Source organism: Enterovibrio norvegicus (assembly GCF_002876705.1).
GTDB lineage: Bacteria > Pseudomonadota > Gammaproteobacteria > Enterobacterales > Vibrionaceae > Enterovibrio > Enterovibrio norvegicus_B.
Genome location: NZ_MDAG01000057.1, coordinates 579,404 through 604,017, shown reverse-complemented (window position 1 = coordinate 604,017; position 24,614 = coordinate 579,404). Strand labels below are relative to the sequence as shown.

General features: G+C 46.4%; 24 protein-coding genes. 19 read left to right on the top strand and 5 right to left on the bottom strand.

Features of this window, described 5'->3' with window-relative positions; translation table 11 throughout:
• The 5 genes from ccoS to ttcA all read left to right on the top strand — a co-directional run bounded on the left by ccoS (position 1) and on the right by ttcA (position 4,037).
• Positions 1 to 192 (top strand): cbb3-type cytochrome oxidase assembly protein CcoS, encoded by a 192-nt coding sequence (gene ccoS, locus BCT27_RS22035; protein ID WP_102396773.1) that lies wholly within the window; start codon positions 1 to 3, stop codon positions 190 to 192.
• Positions 193 to 194: 2 nt separating this feature from the next.
• Positions 195 to 866, top strand: coding sequence for a sulfite exporter TauE/SafE family protein (locus tag BCT27_RS22030; RefSeq protein ID WP_102396772.1), 672 nt, complete (start codon positions 195 to 197; stop codon positions 864 to 866).
• A 66-nt stretch (positions 867 to 932) separates the two neighbouring features.
• Entirely contained in the window at positions 933 to 1,676 is a 744-nt protein-coding gene (locus BCT27_RS22025; protein WP_017008417.1) for an FNR family transcription factor, read from the top strand.
• A gap of 142 nt (positions 1,677 to 1,818) precedes the next feature.
• A complete protein-coding gene (uspE, locus tag BCT27_RS22020) occupies positions 1,819 to 2,763 on the top strand; it encodes a universal stress protein UspE (RefSeq protein ID WP_102316499.1) in 945 nt (314 codons plus the stop codon).
• Between the two features lie 347 nt (positions 2,764 to 3,110).
• Entirely contained in the window at positions 3,111 to 4,037 is a 927-nt protein-coding gene (gene ttcA / locus BCT27_RS22015) for a tRNA 2-thiocytidine(32) synthetase TtcA (RefSeq protein ID WP_102316498.1), read from the top strand.
• Positions 4,038 to 4,131: 94 nt separating this feature from the next.
• On the opposite strand, the gene BCT27_RS22010 is transcribed toward ttcA, so the two are convergent.
• The 3 genes from BCT27_RS22010 to BCT27_RS22000 are packed head-to-tail and all read right to left on the bottom strand — an operon-like array spanning position 4,132 to position 6,355.
• Positions 4,132 to 4,776 (bottom strand): DUF2987 domain-containing protein, encoded by a 645-nt coding sequence (locus tag BCT27_RS22010; protein WP_102396771.1) that lies wholly within the window; start codon positions 4,774 to 4,776, stop codon positions 4,132 to 4,134.
• The gene (locus BCT27_RS22005; protein ID WP_102396770.1) at positions 4,773 to 5,546 is read right to left on the bottom strand and encodes a glucosaminidase domain-containing protein; all 774 of its coding nucleotides are present in this window, start codon (positions 5,544 to 5,546) and stop codon (positions 4,773 to 4,775) included. The genes BCT27_RS22010 and BCT27_RS22005 overlap by 4 nt, the downstream gene beginning before the upstream one ends.
• Positions 5,546 to 6,355 (bottom strand): hypothetical protein, encoded by an 810-nt coding sequence (locus tag BCT27_RS22000; protein WP_102396769.1) that lies wholly within the window; start codon positions 6,353 to 6,355, stop codon positions 5,546 to 5,548. The genes BCT27_RS22005 and BCT27_RS22000 overlap by 1 nt, the downstream gene beginning before the upstream one ends.
• 340 nt (positions 6,356 to 6,695) lie before the next feature.
• On the opposite strand from BCT27_RS22000, the gene potA reads away from it, so the two are divergent.
• From potA to BCT27_RS21980, 4 genes are all read left to right on the top strand, one after another.
• On the top strand, positions 6,696 to 7,832 hold the full coding sequence (gene potA, locus BCT27_RS21995) for a spermidine/putrescine ABC transporter ATP-binding protein PotA (protein ID WP_017011562.1): 1,137 nt from the start codon (positions 6,696 to 6,698) through the stop codon (positions 7,830 to 7,832).
• A complete protein-coding gene (gene potB / locus BCT27_RS21990; protein ID WP_102316494.1) occupies positions 7,819 to 8,673 on the top strand; it encodes a spermidine/putrescine ABC transporter permease PotB in 855 nt (284 codons plus the stop codon). Before potA ends, potB begins: the two co-directional genes overlap by 14 nt.
• Positions 8,670 to 9,440: a spermidine/putrescine ABC transporter permease PotC gene (gene potC / locus BCT27_RS21985; protein ID WP_102316493.1), complete on the top strand. Its 771-nt coding sequence runs from the start codon at positions 8,670 to 8,672 to the stop codon at positions 9,438 to 9,440. Before potB ends, potC begins: the two co-directional genes overlap by 4 nt.
• A 112-nt stretch (positions 9,441 to 9,552) precedes the next feature.
• The gene (locus tag BCT27_RS21980; RefSeq protein WP_102316492.1) at positions 9,553 to 10,596 is read left to right on the top strand and encodes an extracellular solute-binding protein; all 1,044 of its coding nucleotides are present in this window, start codon (positions 9,553 to 9,555) and stop codon (positions 10,594 to 10,596) included.
• Between the two features lie 100 nt (positions 10,597 to 10,696).
• On the opposite strand, the gene cobB is transcribed toward BCT27_RS21980, so the two are convergent.
• Entirely contained in the window at positions 10,697 to 11,413 is a 717-nt protein-coding gene (gene cobB / locus BCT27_RS21975) for a Sir2 family NAD+-dependent deacetylase (RefSeq protein ID WP_102392213.1), read from the bottom strand.
• A gap of 172 nt (positions 11,414 to 11,585) precedes the next feature.
• Between cobB and BCT27_RS21970 the strand changes: the two genes are divergently transcribed.
• The 6 genes from BCT27_RS21970 to BCT27_RS21945 all read left to right on the top strand — a co-directional run bounded on the left by BCT27_RS21970 (position 11,586) and on the right by BCT27_RS21945 (position 17,492).
• Positions 11,586 to 12,839 carry a hypothetical protein gene (locus BCT27_RS21970; protein WP_102396768.1) on the top strand — a complete coding sequence of 418 codons (1,254 nt, stop codon included), beginning with the start codon at positions 11,586 to 11,588 and terminating at the stop codon, positions 12,837 to 12,839.
• Between the two features lies 1 nt (position 12,840).
• Positions 12,841 to 13,275, top strand: a complete 435-nt coding sequence (locus BCT27_RS21965; RefSeq protein WP_241908623.1) for a type 2 periplasmic-binding domain-containing protein — start codon at positions 12,841 to 12,843, stop codon at positions 13,273 to 13,275.
• Positions 13,259 to 14,887, top strand: a complete 1,629-nt coding sequence (locus BCT27_RS21960) for a diguanylate cyclase domain-containing protein (RefSeq protein ID WP_102396767.1) — start codon at positions 13,259 to 13,261, stop codon at positions 14,885 to 14,887. The genes BCT27_RS21965 and BCT27_RS21960 overlap by 17 nt, the downstream gene beginning before the upstream one ends.
• 315 nt (positions 14,888 to 15,202) lie before the next feature.
• Positions 15,203 to 15,652 carry an NUDIX domain-containing protein gene (locus BCT27_RS21955; protein WP_102396766.1) on the top strand — a complete coding sequence of 150 codons (450 nt, stop codon included), beginning with the start codon at positions 15,203 to 15,205 and terminating at the stop codon, positions 15,650 to 15,652.
• 159 nt (positions 15,653 to 15,811) lie between these two features.
• Positions 15,812 to 16,531: a DUF3581 family protein gene (locus tag BCT27_RS21950; RefSeq protein WP_102392215.1), complete on the top strand. Its 720-nt coding sequence runs from the start codon at positions 15,812 to 15,814 to the stop codon at positions 16,529 to 16,531.
• Positions 16,532 to 16,667: 136 nt separating this feature from the next.
• Positions 16,668 to 17,492, top strand: coding sequence for an HDOD domain-containing protein (locus BCT27_RS21945; RefSeq protein WP_102316486.1), 825 nt, complete (start codon positions 16,668 to 16,670; stop codon positions 17,490 to 17,492).
• Between the two features lie 92 nt (positions 17,493 to 17,584).
• On the opposite strand, the gene BCT27_RS21940 is transcribed toward BCT27_RS21945, so the two are convergent.
• Entirely contained in the window at positions 17,585 to 18,535 is a 951-nt protein-coding gene (locus BCT27_RS21940) for a LysR family transcriptional regulator (RefSeq protein WP_102392217.1), read from the bottom strand.
• A 179-nt stretch (positions 18,536 to 18,714) separates the two neighbouring features.
• On the opposite strand from BCT27_RS21940, the gene BCT27_RS21935 reads away from it, so the two are divergent.
• Genes BCT27_RS21935 through BCT27_RS21920 form a run of 4 tightly spaced genes read left to right on the top strand, consistent with a single transcriptional unit; the run spans position 18,715 to position 24,609 of the window.
• A complete protein-coding gene (locus BCT27_RS21935; protein ID WP_102396765.1) occupies positions 18,715 to 19,530 on the top strand; it encodes a (Fe-S)-binding protein in 816 nt (271 codons plus the stop codon).
• The gene (locus BCT27_RS21930; RefSeq protein ID WP_102396764.1) at positions 19,527 to 20,972 is read left to right on the top strand and encodes a LutB/LldF family L-lactate oxidation iron-sulfur protein; all 1,446 of its coding nucleotides are present in this window, start codon (positions 19,527 to 19,529) and stop codon (positions 20,970 to 20,972) included. The genes BCT27_RS21935 and BCT27_RS21930 overlap by 4 nt, the downstream gene beginning before the upstream one ends.
• Positions 20,969 to 21,709: a LutC/YkgG family protein gene (locus BCT27_RS21925; RefSeq protein WP_102396763.1), complete on the top strand. Its 741-nt coding sequence runs from the start codon at positions 20,969 to 20,971 to the stop codon at positions 21,707 to 21,709. Before BCT27_RS21930 ends, BCT27_RS21925 begins: the two co-directional genes overlap by 4 nt.
• Positions 21,706 to 24,609, top strand: coding sequence for an FAD-binding and (Fe-S)-binding domain-containing protein (locus tag BCT27_RS21920; RefSeq protein WP_102396762.1), 2,904 nt, complete (start codon positions 21,706 to 21,708; stop codon positions 24,607 to 24,609). Before BCT27_RS21925 ends, BCT27_RS21920 begins: the two co-directional genes overlap by 4 nt.
• Positions 24,610 to 24,614 lie beyond the last annotated feature (5 nt).

The following is a 24,614-nucleotide window of genomic DNA, read 5'->3' as shown; positions in this document are numbered from 1 at the left end:
ATGGAAAGTCTCTATATCCTCATCCCTATAGCCATTGGTCTCGTGTGTATTGCGGTTGGCGTGTTTATTTGGGCGGTAAAATCCGAACAGTTTGAAGATCTAGAACGTCAGGGAATGAACATATTGCTTGATGACGATGAGAAACCTTCAATACAAGGCAAATCTGCATCATCAGATAAAACGGAAGATTAATCATGTTGTCGGCTGAAGTGTTTGCCGCGTTTACGGTTGGCCTGCTCGGAGCAGGCCATTGCTTAGGCATGTGTGGTGGCGTTGCGGCTGCCGTTTCATTGAGTACTCCTCAGCATCAAAAGAAATGGCCATTCTTACTCTTTTATAATGGTGGCCGACTTCTTTCCTATACCCTTATCGGCGGTATTGCTGGCGGCATCGTTTCTGGCCTCACTGACATAGCACAAGTTTCTCAAGGCTTATTATGGTTACGGTTGTTCACTGCAATCATGATGATTCTTTTAGCACTATATATAGGTAGGTTCTGGAATGGACTGGCGCATATCGAGCGAATCGGACATGTGCTTTGGAAAAGAATATCTCCGCTAAGTGCTTCATTACTCCCACTAAAACACCCAATCGCAGCATTGCCTTTTGGCATGCTTTGGGGGTGGCTACCTTGTGGTCTAGTTTACTCGGCATTGACCTGGTCAGCCGTCGCTGGAGACGCGATAAATGGAATGTTGATAATGCTCGCATTTGGTTTAGGAACTATGCCGGCAATGTTACTGATTGGTAGCGCCGCCGAATCCATGAAGCATTTTCTTAACAATCTGATTTTTCGACGCTTATCTTCGGCAATTATTTTACTGTACGGATTAGTTACCGCTTATTCTGTATACAATCAGTTCTAACAAGGCTCGATTTCTACGTTAGAAATGGTAAAATATTGACTCAAATCAATTTGGTTAAGCAGGCTCATGATTCAAGACAAAATCATCACCAAACGCGTTCAATCAGGCGGTTGTGCAATTCACTGTCAAGATTGCAGTATCAGTCAGCTTTGTATTCCTTTTACGTTGAGCGAGAGTGAGCTGAATCAGCTTGATCAAATCATAGAGCGTAAGAAACCAATTCAAAAAGGTCAGCCTCTTTTCCAAGCGGGTGATCAACTGCGTTCTTTGTATGCCATTCGTTCTGGCACCATTAAGAGCTACACCATTACCGAGCAAGGTGATGAGCAAATCACAGCCTTCCACCTCGCGGGTGACTTAGTCGGGTTTGATGCCATCAACCAAATGTCCCACCCTAGTTTTGCGCAAGCGCTCGAAACGTCAATGGTGTGTGAGATTCCGTTTGAAACCTTAGATGACCTTTCCGGTAAAATGCCAAAACTTCGCCAGCAAATCATGCGCCTTATGAGCAATGAGATTAAAGGCGACCAAGAAATGATTCTTCTTTTGTCGAAGAAAAATGCTGAGGAACGTCTTGCTGCCTTCCTACACAGTCTTTCTACTCGCTTCTCTCAGCGCGGTTTTTCTCCAAAAGAATTTCGTCTAACCATGACACGTGGTGACATTGGTAACTACCTTGGCCTTACCGTTGAAACCATCAGCCGTTTGCTTGGCCGTTTCCAGAAAAGCGGTATGCTCAGTGTGAAAGGCAAATACATTACTATTCTTGACCATCTAGAACTGAGCCGTCTTGCTGGTGTGAGTAAGTAACTTACTGCCCGAAACCTCATCCAATGAAATGGCGCTTTACGCGCCATTTCTCTTTTTTTACATCTATCTGCCTGAAATTATCGCCCCATCCCGCAAGTTTGCGTTACATTAAAGTATCAGCAACACATAGCTGGAGGTTGTTATGAACAGATACACAAACTTGCTCGTCGCAATCGATCCCGACCACGAAGATCAACCTGCTTTTACGCGGGCCCTTGATATTGCGCATAAGTCGAGCGCGTCGGTCAAAATCACACTCTTCCTTGCCATTTACGATTTCTCCTATGAAATGACATCCATGCTTTCCGCTGAAGAACGTCAAGCCATGCGCGCTGGCGTATTGCGTCAGCGGGAAGAATGGATTGCCTCTCTAGTGGCTCAACAAGACACCACTAACGTTGATATCGTGAAGCATGTTGTTTGGCATAACCGCCCATACGAAAGCATGATTGCTCAAGTATTCGACGGCGAGCATGATCTCTTGATCAAGGCAACGCATAAGCACGACAAGTTGGGTTCGGTCATTTTCACACCGACTGATTGGCATTTGCTGCGCAAGTGCCCTTGTCCTGTTTTGCTGGTTAAGCAGCACGGTTGGCCTGAAAACGGAAAGATCCTCACTGCAGTGAATGTGTCTTCCGAAAACGAAGAGCACATTCCTTTAAACGACAAGTTGATTGATGAAGCGAAAGCAATGAGCAAGTTGCTTAACGCCGAAGTGAATTTGGTTAACGCCTACCCTGCGACACCGGTCAATGTAACGATTGAGTTGCCTGAGTTCGATCCCGCGTCTTATACAGATGCCGTTCGAGGTCATCACCTGCTTGCAATGAAAGCACTGCGTCAGAAACACACTATTGATGAAGCACAAACCTATTGCAGCGAAGGGTTACCTGAAGATGTCATCCCTGCCGTTTCGAAAGAGCTGGATGCTGAGCTTGTGATACTGGGTACAACAGGTCGTGTTGGTTTGTCTGCTATTTTCATCGGCAACACAGCTGAACACACCATCGACCAGTTGGATTGCGATGTACTGGCCATTAAACCTGATGGTTACGTGAGTCCGTTAGCTCCAAACTCGAATTAACCATCAACACGTCGTTAAGCAGCAACGCGAAGTGTTATTGACATGCTAGATAGAAGCGCCTTTTCGGCGCTTTTCTTTTTTCTGGATGATAAAACAACCGCGCAAAGTGAAATTCTGCCGATATTGAGGCTGTTTGGCATAGAGAGAAGTGCGTCTTTCTTTGTTCGAGACTAGCATCCTGCCGCGAAATCCGTATCATACGCGCCAAACCTTCGCATCGAGGATCGATGTGCTAGATACGCCAACAAATGCTGAATGCGAAAATATCGCAAATAGCTGGGTATTTAAGAGTCGCCATCGATTGGCATTGATTGCGTTGAGAAATTTCAGAGGCACCAAATAGAAACATGTCGAATCAAGAACTGACCAAATCACAGAAGTACAACCTGAATAAGTTGCAAAAGCGCATACGCCGTAACACTGGCCAAGCAATTGCTGATTTCAATATGATCGAAGATGGCGACCGCATCATGGTTTGCCTAAGCGGTGGTAAAGACAGCTACACCATGCTGGAAATCTTGCAAAGCCTTCGAAAGAGCGCGCCTATTTCTTTTGAACTGATTGCCGTAAACCTCGATCAGAAACAACCAGGTTTCCCTGAGCATATTCTGCCAGAGTACTTAGATAAGTTAGGTGTTCAATACAAGATTGTAGAAGAAGACACCTACTCTATCGTGAAAGATAAAGTGCCAGAAGGTAAAACGACATGTTCACTTTGCTCTCGCCTGCGCCGTGGTATTTTGTACCGTACGGCAAAAGAGCTAGGTGCAACAAAGATTGCGCTGGGTCACCATCGCGATGACATTCTAGAAACCATGTTCTTGAACATGTTTTATGGCGGCAAACTAAAAGGTATGCCACCTAAGTTGGTTTCTGATAATGGCGAACACGTTGTTATCCGCCCGCTTGCTTACTGCCGTGAAAAAGACATTGAGCGTTATGCAGAAGCATCAGATTTCCCGATCATCCCATGTAACTTGTGTGGGTCACAGCCGAACCTTCAACGTCAGGTGATCAAAGAAATGCTGCGTGATTGGGATAAGCGTTTCCCTGGCCGTATTGAAACCATGTTTACTGCCATGCAGAACGTTGTGCCTTCACACCTGGCTGACTTTGAATTGTTTGATTTCAAAAACATTGATAAAGATTCTGGCGTGATCAATGGCGGTGATACAGCCTTTGACAAAGAACAATTTGCAGATGTTACGCCGTCACAAGACGATGTTGTAGAAGTCGACCCTGCACTTGCTCTGAACGTGGTTCAAGTTAGCTAAGCTACATCAATTTTTCTGCTATGAATACAAAAAGCCCGCTGATAAACAGCGGGCTTTTTTTGGTTTCATCTGTGTATCTGAACCCAATAGAAGGTTAGCTTTGTGGTATCCAAGGTGTCACTTTCAGTGGTTGAGACGCCCAGAAAACACGCTCACCTTTTTTCAAATCAGCAAGGCGAAGTGTGGCAACACTGTTCTCAACAGGAATCGAGCGGCCTTCTGACGTCGATAACGAAGAGACAGGCTGTTCAAAATGCACCATCACGCCTTCAACATCTGGCATGAACCAAGAGGCGAACATGCCACCAAGGTCTTGCATCATTGCCGACATTTGCGGGACTAAGACGGCAACAGAATCGGTAGATATTTCGCTCTCAAAGTCTGTTTTAGCCAGTACTTGGAATGAAATGTCACATACGTCGTCACCGGCAGTTTGAATAAACACATCCGGATTCACTTTGCGTAAATTGCTATCCAGTGGCAATGGAAGCTCTTGAGACGCTGGAATGACAAATTCTTCATAATTCTTCTTTTTTGCCATCCATGCTTTGGTTATCTTGCAGGTTTTTCCCGTCGTAGGTGAAACCATAAAGTATCCAATCTTAACGTCAGGGTGACTTTCCCCGGCGTTATGCTTCAACTGGCTATAAAGTTTGCTGTAAGTAAATTCAACCTGCGCAGCGGCAGCAGGCATTGAAATTACAGCTGCCATCAGGGCAGCCGTAAGTCCTTTGATCATCCTTGGCTCCAATATTTCTCGTTAAAGCGAATCATGCTTTGCACTTCATCGACATAAGCTTGCCCGCGCTCAGAGTAACTGAGGAGTCCTTTCGCGAGGGCTTCGCCTGTAATAGGTTGTCCAGACTTTCTAAGTGCTGCTCGAATGTTTCGCAAATCTTCATAAGCAGCATTGCGATTTACATTCAAGAAGTAAGCGCGGATCGCTTGGAAAGCATCTTTGAATGCAGCAACTTCATGCGTCTGTCCTTTGTCTCGTGCGCTAGGCACCAAGCCACAGCCAGGAGTGTAACACCACTGCCCAAAGTAGTTATTCCCTTCACGAGCGAAGCGTGATGTGCCCCACCCAGATTCTTTTGCGGCTTGGGTCAGCACCAGGTCTGCAGGAATAATATCCACGCGCTTTAAGGCTTCATTGAACCATTTGGCATCCGCACCTGTTTCTGGCTGTGGCAACTTGAACAACTCGGCCACCTTTGCCAAAAACGCTTCGTCATCTGAGGTCATGGTAGCTGTCGAAGACAGCGTTTTTAAGCGAGTACGCGCATTAAGGATCAAGTCATTAATGTACGTCACGCCAGGTTTTAGGAAAGAGACAAACGCCTTTTTCTTTTCATCAACGATTTTATAAGAGGCGAAATCCGGCACTTGCTCCATGGAAGGCGGAGGCGATGCCGGTTGAAGTTGACTCACATTGGTGATGGATTGTGGTGCATCGCTACACGCTGAAAGAAAAAGAGCCGAAGCCAGTACTACACGGGAAAGCTTCATTACGCGTTGAAAACCTCATTATTACCGCCACCAGAAGAGGAATCATCATCCCCCTCTTCAGCCACGGTTACTTCTATACCTACACCGAACATCTCGCGGTACAACACCCCTTTTACATTAAACATAAAAGGCAGTGCCCAAATGAGCGCGATTCCCGCGGTTGCGTAAGAAAACACAAATAACACGGCGATGACAATGTAGACCAGCGATAATGGTATCAGCTTTTTTGTGATCGCTCTAAAAGAAACAACCATGGCTTCAACGGGCCTCAAGCGCTTTTCGCAAATCAGCAAGGTGGTCATCGAAAAGGTGACGCCTAGGAACATGCCTAGCAAAGGCAGAATTTGATTGCCGATACTTTGTAGCGTGGAGACAAAACACATTCCGAGCGTAACTGCCATCGCAAAGGCCATGCCTTTCACTATGTGTCTGGGTTTTGTTCTAAAGCCAATGGCATGACTTAATCCCATCAAGCTTGCACCGGCATAGATGGGCGCACTTAACACCGTCGATGCAAACAAGGCGATACGCCCTGATGCGAGCAGATCGTCAGTCATGACCGTTTTCCCCACAAACGCATCCATCAGTTCTCTGGGTGAATCGAGTAAGACTGAGAGCACGACCATAAAGAGTGCGACATTCACAGCGGAGAGAAACAATACGGCAGGAAGAAAACTCCAGAAGTTCTTCTTCGTTAGCTGCATGGCCTCTTCGACCACGCTGGTCGCATTTAACGTATATTTGCCGGTAAGCGCATTTTCTAATGTACCGCCGACATGAAGGGCATTATTTAATTGTTGTTTATTCATATCTAAGTAACTTTTGTCTTTTGGCTGCGAAATTTCCCCATAAATAAAGTTATAGGTGATATTTTTTGCGCACGTCTCAAAGAGGCGTATTTTTAGCCAACAAATAAAGGGTCTATACTGATCGGCGCTCGTTTGTCGAACACGGGAACAAGCGAGGCTGGCTGCGGAATCCAACGCCGATTTCCGCCCTCATCGTCATCAAGTGGTTTTCTGATGAAAATAAGCCATTAAAAAGGAAAAAAACGCTTTAACTTCATGGTTCGCACGTCTATCATGCGCCGTCTACTTTTTAGGGGAATTTTCTAGCTAATCGCCCGTGGTGTAAGGAGTGAGAGTAGAATTGAACGCAACACAACCAAACAAGAAACCCGTTGTTCAACTTAAAGGTCTTTGTAAGAGCTTTGACGGTAAAGAGATCATTTCTAAATTTGATCTTGAGATTAACAACGGCGAGTTTTTGACAATCTTAGGCCCGTCAGGTTGTGGCAAGACCACAGTACTTCGCTTGATCGCTGGTCTTGAAGATGCAGACGATGGCCAAATTATCCTCGATGAGCAAGATGTCACTGCTATCCCCGCAGAGCATCGTCACGTCAATACCGTATTCCAAAGCTATGCGCTTTTCCCACACATGACGGTTTTCGAAAACGTTGCATTTGGCCTGCGTATGCAGAAGGTCAATGAAAGCGAGATCGAGCCGCGCGTGATGGAAGCATTGCGTATGGTGCAACTTGAGAAATTCGCTCCGCGCAAGCCGCATCAACTTTCTGGTGGTCAACAACAACGTGTCGCAATCGCACGCGCAGTTGTTAACAAGCCAAAAGTCCTGTTGCTTGATGAGTCTCTCTCAGCGTTGGATTACAAGCTGCGTAAGCAAATGCAAATGGAGCTCAAACAGCTTCAACGCAAGCTTGGTATTACGTTCATCTTCGTTACTCACGATCAGGAAGAAGCCTTGTCGATGTCAGATCGCATCATCGTGATGCAATCAGGCAATGTCGTGCAAGACGGTACGCCGCGTGAAATCTATGAAGAACCAGCAAACTTGTTTGTTGCGCGCTTCATCGGTGAAATCAACGTGTTCGATGCAGATGTGATTGCTCGTATTGACGAACAACGCATCACAGCGACTGTTGAAAGCCGTGAATGTCAGGTTTATTGCAAACTTGATGTAGCGAAAGGTGACCGCATTAAAGTTCTTCTTCGTCCTGAAGATCTTCGTATTGAAGAAATTAACAGCAGTGAATCTGTCAACAGCGCTGGCGAAACCGTTAATGGTATCGTGGGTTACGTTCGTGAGCGTAACTACAAAGGCATGACGCTGGATTCTGTGCTTGAGCTTGAATCTGGCAAATCTGTCATGGTGAGCGAATTCTTCAACGAAGACGATCCAGACGTTGACCACTCATTGGATCAGAAAGTTGCAATTACCTGGGTTGAAAGCTGGGAAGTGGTACTGCCTGATGAAGAAGCTTAATCTCCAAAACGCCATAATTGGCGTCATTGTGAGTTGGTTGCTGTTGTTCGTGTTCATTCCGAACTTGATGATTATCATCACCAGTTTCCTGACTCGCGATGATGCAGACTTGATTGAGATGACCTTCACCTTGAGCAACTATGCCAAGCTGTTGGACCCTCTCTATGCAAAAGTGGTTTGGCATTCGTTCTACATGGCTGCCATCGCCACCCTGCTCTGTTTGTTGATTGGTTATCCGTTCGCTTACGTTATCGCGCGTATGCCGGAGAGGATGCGTCCGTTCATGCTGTTCATGGTGATTGTTCCGTTTTGGACCAATTCCTTGATCCGTACGTACGGCTTGAAAATCTTCCTCGGGACACGGGGTTTGCTGAACGAAGGATTACTAACGCTGGGTTTGATCGAGAAACCTCTGCGCATTATGTACACCGAATATGCAGTCATGATTGGCTTGGTTTATATCCTACTGCCGTTCATGATCCTGCCGTTGTACTCAAGCATTGAGAAACTTGATAATAGCTACCTAGAAGCAGCAAAAGACCTCGGCGCCAGCAAGTTCCAATCGTTTGTGAAGGTCATTCTTCCACTGACAACACCGGGTATTATCGCGGGTTGTTTGTTGGTGCTACTGCCTGCACTTGGCATGTTCTATGTGTCCGACCTGCTGGGCGGCGCGAAGAACCTACTGATTGGTAATGTGATTAAGAGCCAAATCCTCAACGTACGCGACTGGCCATTTGGTTCAGCAGCGAGTATTTCGTTGACGGTACTAATGGGTCTGATGCTCTTTGCCTACTGGCGTGTTGGTAAGCTGATTAACAAGAAGGTGGAGCTGGAATGAGTCGTTTTTTCAAGACTGGCTTCATGTCGCTGGTCTATGCGTTCTTATACATCCCTATCATCATTCTTATCGTTAACTCGTTTAACGAAAGTAAGTTCGGTATGGAATGGAAAGGGTTTACCACCAAGTGGTACACCCAACTTCTAAGCAACGACAGTTTGGTGCAAGCGGCCGGTAACTCGCTAACCATTGCTATCTTCTCTGCAACTGCAGCAGCAGTTATTGGTAGCCTGACAGCGGTCGCGCTTTATCGCTACCGTTTTCGTGGCAAAGGCTTTGTGAATGGCATGCTATTCGTGGTTATGATGTCACCTGACATCGTCATGGCGATCTCATTGCTGGCACTGTTTGTGTTGTTGGGCGCGCAATTGGGTTTCCTTACCCTTCTGCTTTCTCACATCACCTTCTGCCTGCCGTTTGTTGTGGTGACCGTATACAGCCGGTTGAATGGCTTCGACCTTCGCATGCTTGAAGCGGCGAAAGACTTGGCCGCAAGCGAATGGGTAATTCTGACAAAAATCATTCTGCCTTTGGCGGCCCCTGCGGTTGCTGCGGGATGGTTATTGAGCTTTACCCTTTCTCTTGATGACGTAATCGTCAGTTCGTTTGTGACTGGACCAAGCTACGAAATTTTGCCGTTGAAAATCTACTCAATGGTAAAAGTTGGCGTTTCTCCAGAAGTGAACGCACTCGCAACCCTTATGTTGGTTGTCTCTCTTGCGCTGGTAATTTGTTCGCAATTACTGGCTCGCGATAAGGTGCGCTAACAACGACTGAACCTCAAGATTCAGCATTGTTTTTGCATTTTTCAGTCACGGGTGGAGTTTTCCACCCGTTATTCTTGTTAATCAATCCAAAGTAAAACTACAGGAGTTATCGATGAAACCCTGGTCTAAGTTTGTGCTAGGAAGCTCTCTGGCCGTTTCTCTCTTCTCTGGTGCTGCATCTGCTGCAGACAATGAGCTGTATTTCTATAACTGGTCAGAGTACATCCCTACCGAAGTACTCGAAGAATTCACCGAAGAAACTGGCATCAAAGTCATTTACTCAACCTATGAGTCAAATGAAAGCATGTATGCCAAGCTAAAAACCCACCCTGAAGGCTACGACCTTGTTGTTCCTTCAACCTACTATGTTGCGAAAATGCGCAAAGAAGGCATGCTTCAGAAAATCGATAAGACGAAGCTAAGCCACTTTGACGGCCTTGATCCCAACAACCTGAACAAGCCTTTCGATCCGAACAACGAATACTCAATCCCTTATATTTGGGGCGCAACGGGTATCGGCGTGAATACTGATGTGATGGAAACGAGCAGCGTGCATGCATGGGCTGATCTTTGGAATCCGGAGTATGAAGGCCAGTTGCTGATGATGGATGACGCACGTGAGTTCTTCCATATCGCGTTAACCAAGCTTGGCTACTCTGCGAACACCACTGATCCGAAAGAAATTGAAGCGGCATACAAAGAGCTTCAAAAAATCATGCCGAATGTGCTTGTGTTCAACTCTGATTTCCCCGCTAACCCTTACATGGCGGGTGAAGTAGCACTCGGTATGTTGTGGAATGGTTCTGCTTATATCGCACGCAGCGAAGGTGCACCAGTCGACATCGTTTGGCCTGAAGAAGGCGCGATTTTCTGGATGGACAACCTTGCGATTCCAGCAAACGCAGAAAACGCAGAAGCGGCACACAAGATGATTGACTTCTTGTTGCGCCCAGAGAACGCAGCAAAACTTGCGATTGAAATTGGTTACCCAACACCCGTGAAAGCCGCATACCCTCTGCTTCCAAAATCGTTCAAAGACGATCCAAGCGTCTACCCACCACAAGACGTGATGGAAAAAGGCGAATGGCAAAGCTCTGTAGGTGAAGCGAACGTGCTTTATGAAGAGTATTTCCAAAAACTAAAAGCCGGTCAGTAATCTCATTACACCACCAGCAAAATAGAAAAAGCGGCTTTTAAGCCGCTTTTTTGTTGTTTGAAGTTCGCCAAACACGAATATGTTAATGTAAATCCTACACTCAATCACTCAATGCAAGCAGTTCTTCCACCAGCGCAGGAACAAGCACACTTGCCTTTCCGTAGCGTTTTTCATCAAATTCGCTTTCTACTGCACTCGGTTCAAGATTGATTTCTATTGTTCTCGCGCCGTTAATCGCCGCTTCATGAACAAACCCTGCAGCGGGGTATACTGCCCCTGACGTACCAATGGAAATGAACAGATCAGCCTGTACCAGTGCTGTGTGAATACGATCCATCGCAATAGGCATTTCACCAAACCAAACAACATGAGGGCGAATCGGTGAAGGCATCTGACAACAATGACACATTTCGTCTGTTGCGATGTCTCCTACCCAATCCAAGACTTGATTAGAGTGACTACAGCGGGCTTTTAGCAACTCGCCATGCATGTGGATCACGTTCTCGCTGCCGCCACGTTCGTGGAGGTTATCGATGTTCTGCGTCACGATCGTGACGTTACCATCAAGCTCTTTCTCGAGTTTTGCGAGTGCTTCATGAGCAGGATTTGGCGATACGCCTGACTGCAATTGCTTACGACGTTGGTTGTAGAAGTCTTGAACCAAAGCCGGATCGCGCGCAAACCCTTCCGGCGTCGCCACGTCTTCAATTCTATGCTCTTCCCATAACCCATCTTGCGCGCGAAACGTTCGAATGCCTGATTCGGCTGAAATCCCCGCTCCTGTTAACACCACAATGTTTCGATGTGGAAATTGCATCTTGAGCTTCCTTTCTCGTTATCGTTTAAAACCTTTATAACATTGTTAGATTTAGCAAAACAGGATCTAGACGGTAGACCATAGTCGAACATTAAAACGCACAGTGAATTAACGAGAAAAAATCTAAAAATGTCTTATATTTAAAAAATGTATCAAATTCGATAAATCCTTTATGCCGAGCCGAAAACGCCTACTCACATTGCCATGTTTTGCACTTGCAGGATTGCTAGCAGCACCCGTTGTTGCGAAAGACGCTGTGCGCGTGAGTGGATTTGGTACGGTCAGCGTCATTGACTCCGGCACTGATAACCTTGGTTTCAAATATGATCTCTCCAAAGAAGGCTTGTATGGAGAATCGAGTTTGAAGCCTGGCTCTGCGCTCGGTTTGCAAATCAACGCAACTATTACAGACAATATTGACGCGGTTGTACAAGGCGTTCTGCAAGATCGCATTGAAAATGATATTGATAAATCAATCTCATGGGCGTTTCTTCGATACAAGTTCTCTCCCAATGTTTCTATTCGTGTGGGCAGAATAGCAACGCCTATCTACATGCTGTCAGAATACCGTGATGTGGGTTTTGCGTACTTATGGACAAAACCCATCACAGATTTCTATTCCGCAATTCCTATTGCATCCATGGATGGTGCAGACATTGCTTTTCGTTATTCACTTGGCGATGGAATATTGGAAACCCGCTTTTTTGGTGGGCAATCCAACGTAACCATAGAAACCATTACTGACCCCTACGAAGTGACCTTGGGTTCTTTGTTCGGCACCAAGTTAACGTATGAAGTTGATAATTGGCTTTTCTCTGGTTCAGCAACCACAACAAAAGTGAAAGAAGGCGATCCTTCATTATCCATCACTTCTGACCTTTCAGCCGTTCCAGAGTTTCTATGGCCAAGCCTTCCTTCCACATTGGAAGACTTTAGGTTCGTAGACAAACGCATTGCGTATTACTCACTTGGAACGTCCTATGAGTCTGGAGATTGGAACGTACAAGCAGAATTGAGTTACACCGACACAGACTGGCCATTCTTCCCCGATTTGGCGGCGGGTTATACCAGTGTCGGTCGAGTATTTGATAGCTTTGCCGTGTTTGGTTTCTTATCCAAAGCGAAATCCGTCGGCGGATATTACGAACTTACCTCTCCCCCTGCTACGACACTCGCCATCCCTGATATCGCTGCTGGATTTAACCTTATTGATCAAAACCTAAAAGCACGGGTTGTTAATCAAGAAACGCTGGGATTTGGTTTGCGTTACGACGTAAACGCAAACGTGGCTTTGAAAGGACAAATTGAAAGAACGTGGTTGATTGACGACCGCATTGGTGGGTGGTCTACAACAGCGAGTGGATTAACCGCTTCTGTGCCTGACTACATTGATACTTACTCTGTTAGCCTGAGCTTTGTGTTCTGATATGACGAAATATCTAATAGCACTACTCACAATATATTGGCTAGCGTGGCTTCCATCAGCACACGCAGGGTTAGTTGTGGTTGTTAATAAAGACAATCCCGTTGCATCGCTTTCAACACGACAAGTCATCGATCTCTATATGGGGAGATATACCTCTTACCCAGACGGTCGCGCCGTCAATACCACAGATCTCCCTGACAATAGCCCTGAACGTGAAGATTTTTACCGTCAATTGGTGGGCAAGTCAGTCGCGCAAATCAATGCGTACTGGGCAAGGTTGTTATTTACCGGCAAAGCTGAGCCTCCTTCGGCGAAATCTTCTTCAGAAGATGTAGTGATGTATGTGGAAGGAAATTCCAACGCCATCGCTTACTTGCATGAAAACAGCGTCACGCCAGGACTTAAAGTGGTATACAGATTTGACGATCCTCAATAAGAAAATTCACATACGCGTTGCAGCAGGTGTTGCTAGCGGCGCAATGATATTTGCCGTGATTGCCTCGGTGGTTTGGTTCTACCTCTCTTATCATCAAGAGGTTGACCGTTCCCGTAGCCAAATTCGACAAATCATCACAACGGTAGAACAAACCGCATCTATTGCGCTTTATCTTGGAAACAGGGAACTTGCAGAAGAAGTGCTTCGCGGCCTCGAGGCGAATGACATTATTTCAGCGGCACGGTTAACGAGCCAAGACGGACTGTCAGCGTCATTTGAAGATCCATCAACAAAATCACACACAGAAACGGCCGTCATCTTTCCCATTATGTCCCCCTTCGACTCGACAGACGTTGTTGGTGATTTACTGGTATACCCAAATCAAGATTACATTGAAGACAACGCCGTCTCTCTGGCAAATATTCAAGCAACAGTGTTGGTCGTTTACTCTGTGTTGATTGCGCTTCTTACCTTGGTTATCGTCAACCGCATTTTGACTGAACCTATGAAGAACATTGCAAACCGATTTCACCAGATCACGCCAGGCGATTCATGCCGAATTGACGTCCCTTCCGCGCACAAGCGAAACGAAATTGGTGCGTTGGTTGATGACATTAACGTGCTGTTAGATGCCGTAAACAACCAAATTGACAATGAGAGAGAACTTCGTGCAGAAACAGAGAACCTTTCTAAGAAGTTTCGTTTTATCTTTGAACGCGCGAGTGCAGGTATTGGCTTACTCAATGCTAACAATCAACTCATTGTCGCGAACCCCGCGTTGCTGAGATTGTTGGGACAGACCTTTATTGTTGATACCGACAGATTCACGAAAACAGATTTCACCACCTACTTCAATGACCCTCAGGAAATTCAGGAGTTCATCGAAGAGTTTTGGGTGAAACCGGGCAATCAATTCTCCGCCATTGATATCCAGCTAAGGCACAAAGTACGCGCCGCCGATCGTTGGGTGCATTGCTTGTTCTCGAAAGTGGAAGACATTAATAATCCCGATGACAGCTTGGTCGAGATCGTTTTGTATGACATTACAGAACGTGCTGAGCGTGAACAGAACATAATTTATGAAGCTGAGCATGACCCTATTACCCAATTGCTTAACCGTCGCGCAGGCATGACCAAACTCGAAAACTCTTTGATTGATGCCGATAAGAAACAACGGTACTTCGCAATCCTCATGATTGACCTTGATGGCTTCAAACGCGTGAATGACACCTATGGGCACGATGCTGGTGACAAAGTCATTATTGAGGTGGCTAACCGTATTAAACAGTTCTTCAGAGGGTCTGACGTGGTGGCACGTTGGGGCGGCGATGAGTTCTTGATAGGATTCTCCTATAACCCAACGTATGAGACGGCAGTGAGTGATATTGCTTCTGACTTACAACATCAAGTTCAATTGCCTATCGATATCGGCCATGAGCAAACCACATCCGTAGGGTCTAGTATCGGCATTAGCTTATACCCTCAAAATGAACAAGCGGTAGGCGCACTGATTGAACAAGCAGACGAATCCATGTACTACGTGAAGAACAACGGCAAAAACTTCTATCGCTTCTACCAGAAAGAAGAAAGTACCGCTTCAGTAAGTAAATAGCGGCACAGATAGCCTTCATTGATTCGGGCTATCTGTGCCGCTGTTCCATTTCAATCTCGTGCTCCTGCGTTAATAGCAAAAACGGCTAATTAGATAGCGAGCACCCTCACCTTTCTATCTACTTATCTACCTTTCTATCTACTTATCTACCTTTCTATCTAACGAGATACCCTTTCATCTTTCGTCCGCTTCAAACGTGACCAACGTATAGATGCGCTGTTTAACAAAAGGATTGCCTTCTCTTTCTTTTGGTCTTGGAATGTTTCTTGTGTAACAGTAAGGACAACGTACACATGCAATTGAAAGGACTCAGGGATGAAATCACTGCGGGTATCGGTCAGAGCCGTTTGCTATCAAGACGATAAAATTTTATTGGCAGAACATAGAGATGAACGCGGCCTTTGGTACATCATTCCCGGTGGCGGCATCCAACACAATGAAACACTGGATCAGGCGTTTGCGCGCGAACTTCTTGAAGAAACAGGCGGTACAGCCACAATGGGAGATATTCTCTTTGTACGTGAGGTCATTGCTGACAAACTGGAGACGACCTATCTGCCTGAGCATCTGCATCAAATAGAATTGTTTGTGGAAGCAAACGGATTCCAAACAATAGAAACGCCGTCTCAATTAGACAAAGATCAGATAGGCAGTGTTTGGATGCCTTTAGACCAGCTTCAAGACCTGTTATTTTTCCCTCAATCCATGGTGTCTGCTTTCCAGAAGAGGGAATTTAGCGGGATATACCAAGGCCATATTCTTTAACTGACGCTTACAACGCCTATCAAGTCTTACAATATGTACAGATTTATAACGATAATGCCGTCAGCCTATAGGTATCCGTAACTGGCTAGACCATTCATGTCTTATCACTCAGTTACAATGCCCGACAAGATTAACAAAGGAAGATTTAATTTCTTTATCATGCAGCTAACTAACTATTACAACTTAGAAAACGGTCAATTTGTTTTCACTCGCCGTCAAGCAAGCCATTTCGCCAAATTGGTTGCGGGTGACTTCAACCCTATCCACGACGAAGAATCAAAACGCTTCTGTGTCCCGGGTGATTTGCTGTTTTCTGTATTACTTGCGAAGGCGGGTATTAGTCAGAATATGCACATTTCGTTTGCAGGCATGATTTCAGATAACCTCGGCCTTGAAATTAAAGAAGGCGACTGCGGAAACCTGTCTGTGGTTGACTGTAACGACAAATGTTATCTCACCATGGCACGTTCTGGCGAAAACATTAAAAACGAAGTACTTGCCGCGAAGGTTGCAGAAAACTACGTGAAGTTTTCAGGCATGAACTTCCCTCACATCATGGTGCCTTTGATGGAAGAGTCCGGCATGATGATTAACCCTGACCGCCCGCTCGTGATTTATGAGAGCATGGAACTGAGTTTCCACCATCTTGATTTCCAATCTCCAACGGTTGAGTTGACCGACTCTCGTATGGATGTGGCGGGAAAGCGCGGCACTGTCACCCTGTCTTTTTGCTTTAAAGAAAATGGTGAAGTCATTGGCGAAGGCAGAAAGAAAATGGTGTGTAGCGGATTAAAGGCGTTTGAAACTGAAGCCGTTGAAGGTTTAGTCGAGAAATTTAACAGCCGCAAATCAGAGTTCCTCTCAGCACTTCCTGCCTAAGTATTTGTTTTAACGTATTGAGCCCCGTATAATACGGGGTTTTGTTTACTGTTCAATGTCTTACTTTTGAATTGTGGCTAACATTTCTGAGACGATGTTCTATATTTAACTTAAGTTACCCGCGCTGGAGTTGAATATGTCTAACCAATCGTTACTTTCCCATGTAGATAAGCTTCCAAAAATCCCCAAAGTCGTTCAAGAATTAATGGACTTGGTGAACAGCGACAGTTCAGATATGAACCAGATCGCTAGCAAAATTTCTCTCGAACAAGTCATCAGCGCCCGTGTGCTGAGAATGTCTAATTCCGCCCACTTTGGACGAGGCAGAACAGTGTCGTCTGTTGATGATGCAGTTGTTCGTTTAGGTCTTGGCCCTATTCGTACCTTGGTGACGGCATCCGCCTTAATGAGCGCCTTCCCAAAAATTGACGGCCTTGATCTGAATGCTTTTTGGGGCACCACGTTTGAAGTTGCAACCCTCAGTAAAGTGATTGCAAAAGAACTCAAAATTGATCAAAACGAAGCGTTTACTGCTGGCATGTTGCATAACATCGGTGATCTCCTGATTTATACCGTATACCCAGACAAAGCACAGAAAGTTGAGCTACACATGGAAGCGGGTAAAACCAAGCCAGAAGCACAACAAATCGTGTTGGACACCGACAGTGCACAACTTGGCGGTCAACTCGCCAAGACCTGGAAGTTTTCAGATATCTTGATAGATGCCATTGAAAATCAATTTGGTGCTGTACAAGGCGATAATTTCTCACAACTTGCCGCGATCATTAATCTGTGTAGTAAGGTTGACCAAGAGTGGGATGAGCTGATGGAAGGTGATGACAAACGCACATGGCTCAATCATCAGCTTGAATACAGCATGCTTGGATTGAATGAGGACTTAATTGAGCTCCTTAATAACAATCGTGGCATCGGTAAGGACATGGCGAATCAATTGCTTTAAGACATTCAGTCACGCAATCGTTGCCAACGACGAAAAAACCGCCTTATTGGCGGTTTTTTTAATGGTGTTTTTCGCTTAACGGCGTGATGTGCTCATAAGAAGTAATGCGACATAGATTGGTATTTGTCGCGAACATGTTCAATCAGCATTTTTACCTTGTTAGAAGGATGGCGCGTAAATGGGTAAATGGCATAAATCCCTAGCCGCTTGGCAACGAGTGATGGGAAAATATCGATCAAATCGCTGTTGAGTAAGTCGTGATACACCAAACACCTTGGCACATAGACTATGCCATACCCTGCCAGCGCCGCCTTGCGTAACGCAGCCGCGTTATTTGTCGAGAAATTACCGGATACCCTAACAATGCGCTTCTCTTTCACCTGACCTTTATAAGCGGGCTGAGAGACGGTGTTATCCATTTCATCGTCTGAGAAGAATTCCCAATCCGCTGCGCCAGTAGATTGATAGGTGTAATGCAGACAATTATGATCCACCAGCGCATCAGGGCTTGATGGCTGTCCGCACCGTTCCAAATACGTGGGTGACGCGCATACAATCCATTGGGAATCGATAAGGTGACGCGCGATCAAACTGGAATCTTCGAGATAGCCCGTTCGAATGGCAAGGTCGAACCCTTCGTCGATCAAATCCACAAACCGATTACTCAAAGTCACATCAATGTTCAGGCCTGGATGTTGATGGCAAAAATCAGCAATACATTCCGCCAAGAGTAAATCACCAGAAATGGTGGGCACTGAGACCTGTAAGTGCCCTTTCATTGTCTCGCGTATCGTTGATACGGATTGAACAGCATCTTGTGTGAGGAGTGCCATCTGCTTTGCGGTTGGAAGCAGTGAAACACCCGCTTCAGTGAGAGAAAGTTTCCGGGTCGTTCGATGCAATAACTGGACGTTCAGATCCTCTTCCAATCGACGAATACGCTTACTGACAACGGAATACGCCAAATCGTATTTTTCAGCTGCCAACTTGAATGAGCCAAGCTCGGCAACGTTGGCAAACAAAATCACATCATCTGCTTTCATTTATTATTCGCTTTTTGGAAAGAATTAATTCATTTAATGCCATTTATTCGCCAATGCCAATCTTCTAAGCTGAATTGATCGTATGAAGCCGCGCTCTGTCACAGCACGTAACTATCAAACATGAACAATAAAGGTTCAGGCTGTTTGGGTATAAATGTTTAGATGTATAAGGATGATACATGCACATTTCTCGGATCTATCCGCATAAACCTAACAAGGTCTATCTCTACGCAACATGTCTTGTTGATATGTTTGACCCCGAAACAGGGATTGATGCCATTGCACTGCTTGAGCAGTTTGGCATTGAGGTGGAATATGTGCCTAAACAAACCTGTTGTGGTCAGCCTGCTTACACGTCAGGTTATACGGAAGAAGCACGCACTGTCGCTGAGCATCAAATGTCGTTGTTTCCCGAGCCGATTCCTATCGTCATCCTTTCTGGCTCATGTGGCGGAATGATGGTGCATCATTACCCGAGGATCTTTCGTGATCATCCCCTGCACCAGAACGCTATCGCCTTTTCAGAGCGTGTCTTTGAATTTACCGAGTTTCTTACCAGCGTATGCCATGTTCAATTAGCGGATAAAGGCGACGCCACATCTGTTGTTGTGCATACCTCTTGCGCAGCGCGGCGTGAAATGAACGTTCACACGCATACAGCACATTTACTCAGTCAACTCTCTAACGTGAACGTGAAGTCGGCAGATTATGAAGAAGAATGCTGCGGATTTGGTGGTACGTTTTCTATCAAGCATCCCAATATCAGTGAAGCCATGGTGGATGATAAAACCCGACATATTCTCAACACGGGTGCACAGCAACTTGTCAGTGCTGATTGGGGATGCATGTTGAACATCAACGGTGCGCTCGAATACCAGGGACAACCATTCAAAGGAAAACACATCGCCCGTTTTCTCGCTGAGCGATTAAAAAGCCATGAAGCTTCATCAGAGGTATACAGCCAGAACGCAAATCACCTTGGAGTGAACGCATGAGTCATTCCCAACCTGAGATGTTTCACCCACAAGCAATAGATGCCCTCGCCGATAAGGAACTCCGTCAAAACTTCCGTGGCGCGATGGATTACCTTCGACATAAACGCAAAGACGCGTTCCCTGACGCTGACGAAGAGAAAGCGGTGCGCGATCTCGCCGAATCGATTCGACAACGTTGTCTGAAAAAGCTGCCTGAACTGTTGGAACAACTCGAAGCCAACTGCATTCGAAATGGTATTCAGGTGCATTGGGCAGAAAATGCAGAGCAAGCAAATCATATCTTTGCGGAAATAGCCCAAGAACAACGCGCGCAATTGCTCGTAAAAGGAAAATCCATGGTGAGTGAGGAAATTGGCCTTAATCATGACATGGAAAAACGCGGTATCCGCTGTTTAGAAAGCGACATGGGCGAATACATTGTCCAACTCGATGGCGATACGCCTTCACATATCATCATGCCTGCCATCCATAAAAATAAACAACAAGTATCAGACACGTTCGAACACAATATTGATGGTTTTGCTCCCACGACAGACGTTGATTCTCTGATCCAAACGGGACGAGAAATGCTTCGTAATGCCTTTGAAGACGCTGAAATTGGCGTGTCAGGCGTTAACTTTGCTGTCGCTGAAAGCGGCACACTGTGTTTAGTTGAAAATGAAGGCAATGGACGGATGTGTACCACGATTCCTGACGTTCATATCGCTATCACAGGTATTGAGAAGGTCGTGGAGTGTCTGAGTGACATTCCCCCGCTCTACAGCGCATTAACACGTTCAGCGACAGGACAAGCCATCACAACCTATTTCACTATGATCAGTGGGCCCCGTAAACATCACGAGCACGATGGGCCTAAGCAGGTGCATTTGGTGTTGCTTGATAATGGTCGCTCTCAGGCTTATCAAGACGAGGAATTGCGTAAAACCCTGCAATGTATCCGCTGCGGCGCGTGCATGAATCATTGTCCCGTGTATACGCGCATTGGCGGTCACGCATATGGGACTGTGTATCCGGGCCCGATCGGCAAGATCATCTCTCCACATCTGATAGGCATCAAAGAAACCCAGTCTTTGATTACCGCATCCAGCCTTTGCGGTGCATGTGAAGAAGTGTGTCCTGTTCGTATTCCTATCCCTGCATTGTTACAACGGTTACGTCAGGAATCGAAAAACAAAGCCCAAGCGAACCACGCGCCGCTGAAAGGACAAGACGCGGCAAAGAACGCCATAGAAAAAGCGGCCATCAAGGGATTTGCATTTGCTGCGACGCACCCTTCCGTTTATCACGGCGCATTAGATACAGCCCGTCACATGAATGGCTTGATTCCGCATCACATCGGGAATTGGACGCAATGCCGTGTGAAGCCAACACTCGCCAAAAGGTCATTGAAAACCTTGCTTGCGCAAAAGGCAAAAGCGAAAGATGAAGGAGACACGCAATGAGTTCGTCAGCATCATCTAAATCAGCATCTATCGCATCAGAATCAACGGCGCGTGCACGTATCTTTTCTCGTTTAAATGCCAGCAAGTCAGCCTTCATCGATAAGCCTACTGATGAAGCATCTCAATGCGCCGAACAATCCATCAACTGGCAACCTTGGCATTCGGATAATCGTGACATGTTAAGCGCGCGCTTGAGAGATACAATCGCTGCTAGCCATGCTGAAGTGCATCACATTGAAGCGAACGCATTAGAATCTGCGCTCGTTGACTGTTTGAATACAGAATCGGTATCTCGATTGGTGGTAGGGAAAACAAATCCATTGGCCAGTGCCCTCGATGCGGCTTGTCCTACCATGACTGTGACGAAATATGACCAAGACATAGAGACCTTTAAATCGGCCTTGTTTCATGACATCGACGCAGGTTTGTCTGTGTGCCCAGCCGCGATTGCAGATACAGGTACCTTGGTATTGGTAACGGGCGAAGAAGAACCGAGAGCTTTATCACTGGTTCCGCCTATGCACATTGCTATCATCCGTGAGCGCGACATCGTCGCAAATTTTGGCGCACTGATGGAAACCGCCACTTGGACAAGGGCAAACTGGCCAGAAGATCCATTGACCAACCTTTTACTGATTTCTGGGCCATCAAAAACAGCAGACATACAACAAACGCTGGCCTATGGCGCACACGGACCCAAGCGCCTCATTGTTTTTGTGGTGAAGGAGCAACTATGAGTAACACGCGAGAATCGCAAAAAGAACAAGAACAACAAAGCAAACGTGCCCTCGCACCCTTGCTCACCACGTTACGACAACGCTTACCTGAATCTCGTGTCATTACAGATGAAGCAAAGCGATTAGCGTATGGCACGGACGCAAGCTTCTATCGATTAGTGCCGCAAGTGATCGTTCAAGCAGACGACCTTGGCGATATTCTGTTTATCATCAAAACCTGCAGCGATTTTGCTTTTCCTTTTACTTTTCGCGCTGCGGGAACAAGCCTGTCAGGCCAAGCAGTCACAGACTCCGTATTGATTACACTGACGGACAATTGGCGACATTATGACATTCTCAATAACGGCGATCAGATTCGTTTGCAACCCGGTGTGATCGGTGCGGATGCCAACCGCTATCTTGCGCCCTTCCAACGAAAAATCGGTCCTGATCCTGCGTCCATCAACAGTTGCAAAATTGGTGGCATCGCCGCCAACAATGCCAGTGGTATGTGTTGCGGCACGGCGCAGAATACGTATCGAACCGTCGAAGCGATGAAGATCGTATTTCAAGACGGCACGCTGTTGGACACGGAAAACCCCGACTCTATCGACGCATTCAAAACATCTCATGCCCATCTGATTAACGGCATTCAACAACTGTGTACGGACGTATCAAACAACCCAGAATTGAAAACCCGTATTGCGCACAAATACAGACTCAAAAACACAACAGGCTATGCGCTCAATGCACTGATTGATTTCAGCGACCCGATCGACGTGTTAACCCATTTAATGGTCGGTTCTGAGGGAACACTCGGGTTTATCGCAGACATTACTTACAACACCGTGATTGAGCATCCGAACAAAGCGTCCGCGCTAATGGTGTTTGAAGATATTGAAAGTGCCTCTCGCGCCGTGACAGCCTTATCGCAATGCCCCGTCTCTTCCGTCGAAATGATGGATGGGCGCGCCCTTCGATCAGTCGCCGATAAAGCCGGCATGCCTGACTTCATGCCGCTGTTGAATCTTGAACATTGCGCCCTGTTGATTGAGTCGCGCGCCAGCGATGAAAACACGCTGAAGACGCAATGCGAGCACATCGTGGATGTATTGACGGCATATAGTATTCCCTATCAAGTGGCGTTTACGTCGGATGCGCATACGGTTGGCACGCTTTGGGGGATCCGAAAAGGCATGTTCCCTGCCGTCGGTGCTGTAAGAGAAGCCGGCACCACCGTCATCATTGAAGATGTGGCCTTTCCCGTTGAACACCTTGCAAACGGAATACGTGAGCTACAAACCTTGTTTGACGACTTTGAATACCATGAAGCCATCATTTTTGGTCATGCGCTTGAAGGGAATTTGCACTTTGTGTTTACCCAGGGGTTTGATGAGCAACGTGAAATAACACGCTACGGTAATTTCATGGATGCAGTGGCACAACTTGTCGCTGTGAAATACCAAGGCTCTCTAAAAGCAGAGCATGGCACTGGGCGCAATATGGCACCCTATGTGGAGTTAGAATGGGGCTCAGACGCTTACGGCTTAATGAAACGGATTAAGGCACTGTTTGACCCTCATGGTTTGCTCAATCCCGGCGTGATCATCAATGACGATCCGAACGCCCACATCACACACTTAAAACCCATGCCCAAGGCCGATGACTTAATTGACCGCTGCATCGAGTGTGGTTTCTGTGAAGCGGTGTGCCCCTCAAGAACCTTGTCCTTGTCACCGAGACAACGCATTGTGCTGTATCGCGAGCTACAGCGGCTCGAAAACACCCCGAATGCAGACGAAGCCAAAAAAGCAGAGTTGAAAAAGACGTTTGATTATTTGGGTGTCGATACCTGTGCCGCAACGGGTTTGTGCGCAGAGCGCTGTCCGGTAGGCATTAACACCGGGGATTTAATTAAACAGATCCGCACCGAAAAATACCAAAGCTACCAGCCGATAGCGCGTTGGACTGCAAAGCATTTCTCAACGGTTACATCCTTGACCAAGATAAGCCTAAAAACCAATCAGGTGCTTCAAAATACGCTGGGTGAGAAAGCGTTAGATAGGACGGTGAATGGCCTGAGAAACCTGACAAACAAACGCACGCCAGAATGGCATGCTGCCTTTCCGTCACCCAATGCATATCGATTGAAAGCGAGCTCGGAGCGTCGACAAAAGAAAGTGGTGTATTTCCCCTCTTGCGCCAGTCGCAGTATGGGCAATGAAGTTGGCAGCGAGGAAGAAAGAAGCCTTACCGAAGTGACAGTGTCACTACTTGAGCGCGCGGGTTATCAAGTGGTTCTTCCTAAACAGGTTAACAACCTTTGCTGCGGCATGCCGTATGACAGCAAAGGCATGAAAGATATCAGTAAAGACAAACGCTACCGACTTGAAGCTGCACTGTGGCAAGCCAGCGAATTGGGTAAATGGCCAATCCTAATGGATACCAGTCCCTGTAAAAAACTGACCCTTGAAGGGCTGACGTTCCCCCTAGACGTGTTCGAGCCCTCGGAGTTCATCATGCAGTATTTGTTTGATGATTTGGATATCACGCCGATCGATGACACCGTCATGCTGCACATTACCTGCAGCACGCGCCGTATGGGGTTGGCGGAGAACTTTGAAAAAGTCGCTAAACGATGCGCGAAACATGTCGTTGTGCCTGAACACATTGAATGCTGTGGCTTTGCAGGCGATAAAGGCTTTTTCACCCCGGAGTTGAATGCATCAGCAACCGCACCGTTGAAAGAACAAATACCTGACGGCTGCACTACAGGTTTTAGTAATAGCCGAACCTGTGAAATTGGCCTGACAAGACACAGCTGTATTCCCTACCGCTCAATTCTCTATTTGCTCGATGCAGCGACGACCGGCGCCACCTCTATCAGCCGTAAAAAACAAAAGGAAAGAGAAGCGCTATAGCGCCT

Bases quoted from the DNA above. Each gene is read 5' to 3' on its own strand.
- ccoS (WP_102396773.1), top strand. From the start codon at position 1: ATGGAAAGTCTCTATATCCTCATCCCTATAGCCATTGGTCTCGTGTGT.
- BCT27_RS22030 (WP_102396772.1), top strand. From the start codon at position 195: ATGTTGTCGGCTGAAGTGTTTGCCGCGTTTACGGTTGGCCTGCTCGGA.
- BCT27_RS22025 (WP_017008417.1), top strand. From the start codon at position 933: ATGATTCAAGACAAAATCATCACCAAACGCGTTCAATCAGGCGGTTGT.
- uspE (WP_102316499.1), top strand. From the start codon at position 1,819: ATGAACAGATACACAAACTTGCTCGTCGCAATCGATCCCGACCACGAA.
- ttcA (WP_102316498.1), top strand. From the start codon at position 3,111: ATGTCGAATCAAGAACTGACCAAATCACAGAAGTACAACCTGAATAAG.
- BCT27_RS22010 (WP_102396771.1), bottom strand. From the start codon at position 4,776: ATGATCAAAGGACTTACGGCTGCCCTGATGGCAGCTGTAATTTCAATG.
- BCT27_RS22005 (WP_102396770.1), bottom strand. From the start codon at position 5,546: ATGAAGCTTTCCCGTGTAGTACTGGCTTCGGCTCTTTTTCTTTCAGCG.
- BCT27_RS22000 (WP_102396769.1), bottom strand. From the start codon at position 6,355: ATGAATAAACAACAATTAAATAATGCCCTTCATGTCGGCGGTACATTA.
- potB (WP_102316494.1), top strand. From the start codon at position 7,819: ATGAAGAAGCTTAATCTCCAAAACGCCATAATTGGCGTCATTGTGAGT.
- potC (WP_102316493.1), top strand. From the start codon at position 8,670: ATGAGTCGTTTTTTCAAGACTGGCTTCATGTCGCTGGTCTATGCGTTC.
- BCT27_RS21980 (WP_102316492.1), top strand. From the start codon at position 9,553: ATGAAACCCTGGTCTAAGTTTGTGCTAGGAAGCTCTCTGGCCGTTTCT.
- cobB (WP_102392213.1), bottom strand. From the start codon at position 11,413: ATGCAATTTCCACATCGAAACATTGTGGTGTTAACAGGAGCGGGGATT.
- BCT27_RS21970 (WP_102396768.1), top strand. From the start codon at position 11,586: ATGCCGAGCCGAAAACGCCTACTCACATTGCCATGTTTTGCACTTGCA.
- BCT27_RS21965 (WP_241908623.1), top strand. From the start codon at position 12,841: ATGACGAAATATCTAATAGCACTACTCACAATATATTGGCTAGCGTGG.
- BCT27_RS21955 (WP_102396766.1), top strand. From the start codon at position 15,203: ATGAAATCACTGCGGGTATCGGTCAGAGCCGTTTGCTATCAAGACGAT.
- BCT27_RS21950 (WP_102392215.1), top strand. From the start codon at position 15,812: ATGCAGCTAACTAACTATTACAACTTAGAAAACGGTCAATTTGTTTTC.
- BCT27_RS21945 (WP_102316486.1), top strand. From the start codon at position 16,668: ATGTCTAACCAATCGTTACTTTCCCATGTAGATAAGCTTCCAAAAATC.
- BCT27_RS21940 (WP_102392217.1), bottom strand. From the start codon at position 18,535: ATGAAAGCAGATGATGTGATTTTGTTTGCCAACGTTGCCGAGCTTGGC.
- BCT27_RS21935 (WP_102396765.1), top strand. From the start codon at position 18,715: ATGCACATTTCTCGGATCTATCCGCATAAACCTAACAAGGTCTATCTC.
- BCT27_RS21930 (WP_102396764.1), top strand. From the start codon at position 19,527: ATGAGTCATTCCCAACCTGAGATGTTTCACCCACAAGCAATAGATGCC.
- BCT27_RS21925 (WP_102396763.1), top strand. From the start codon at position 20,969: ATGAGTTCGTCAGCATCATCTAAATCAGCATCTATCGCATCAGAATCA.
- BCT27_RS21920 (WP_102396762.1), top strand. From the start codon at position 21,706: ATGAGTAACACGCGAGAATCGCAAAAAGAACAAGAACAACAAAGCAAA.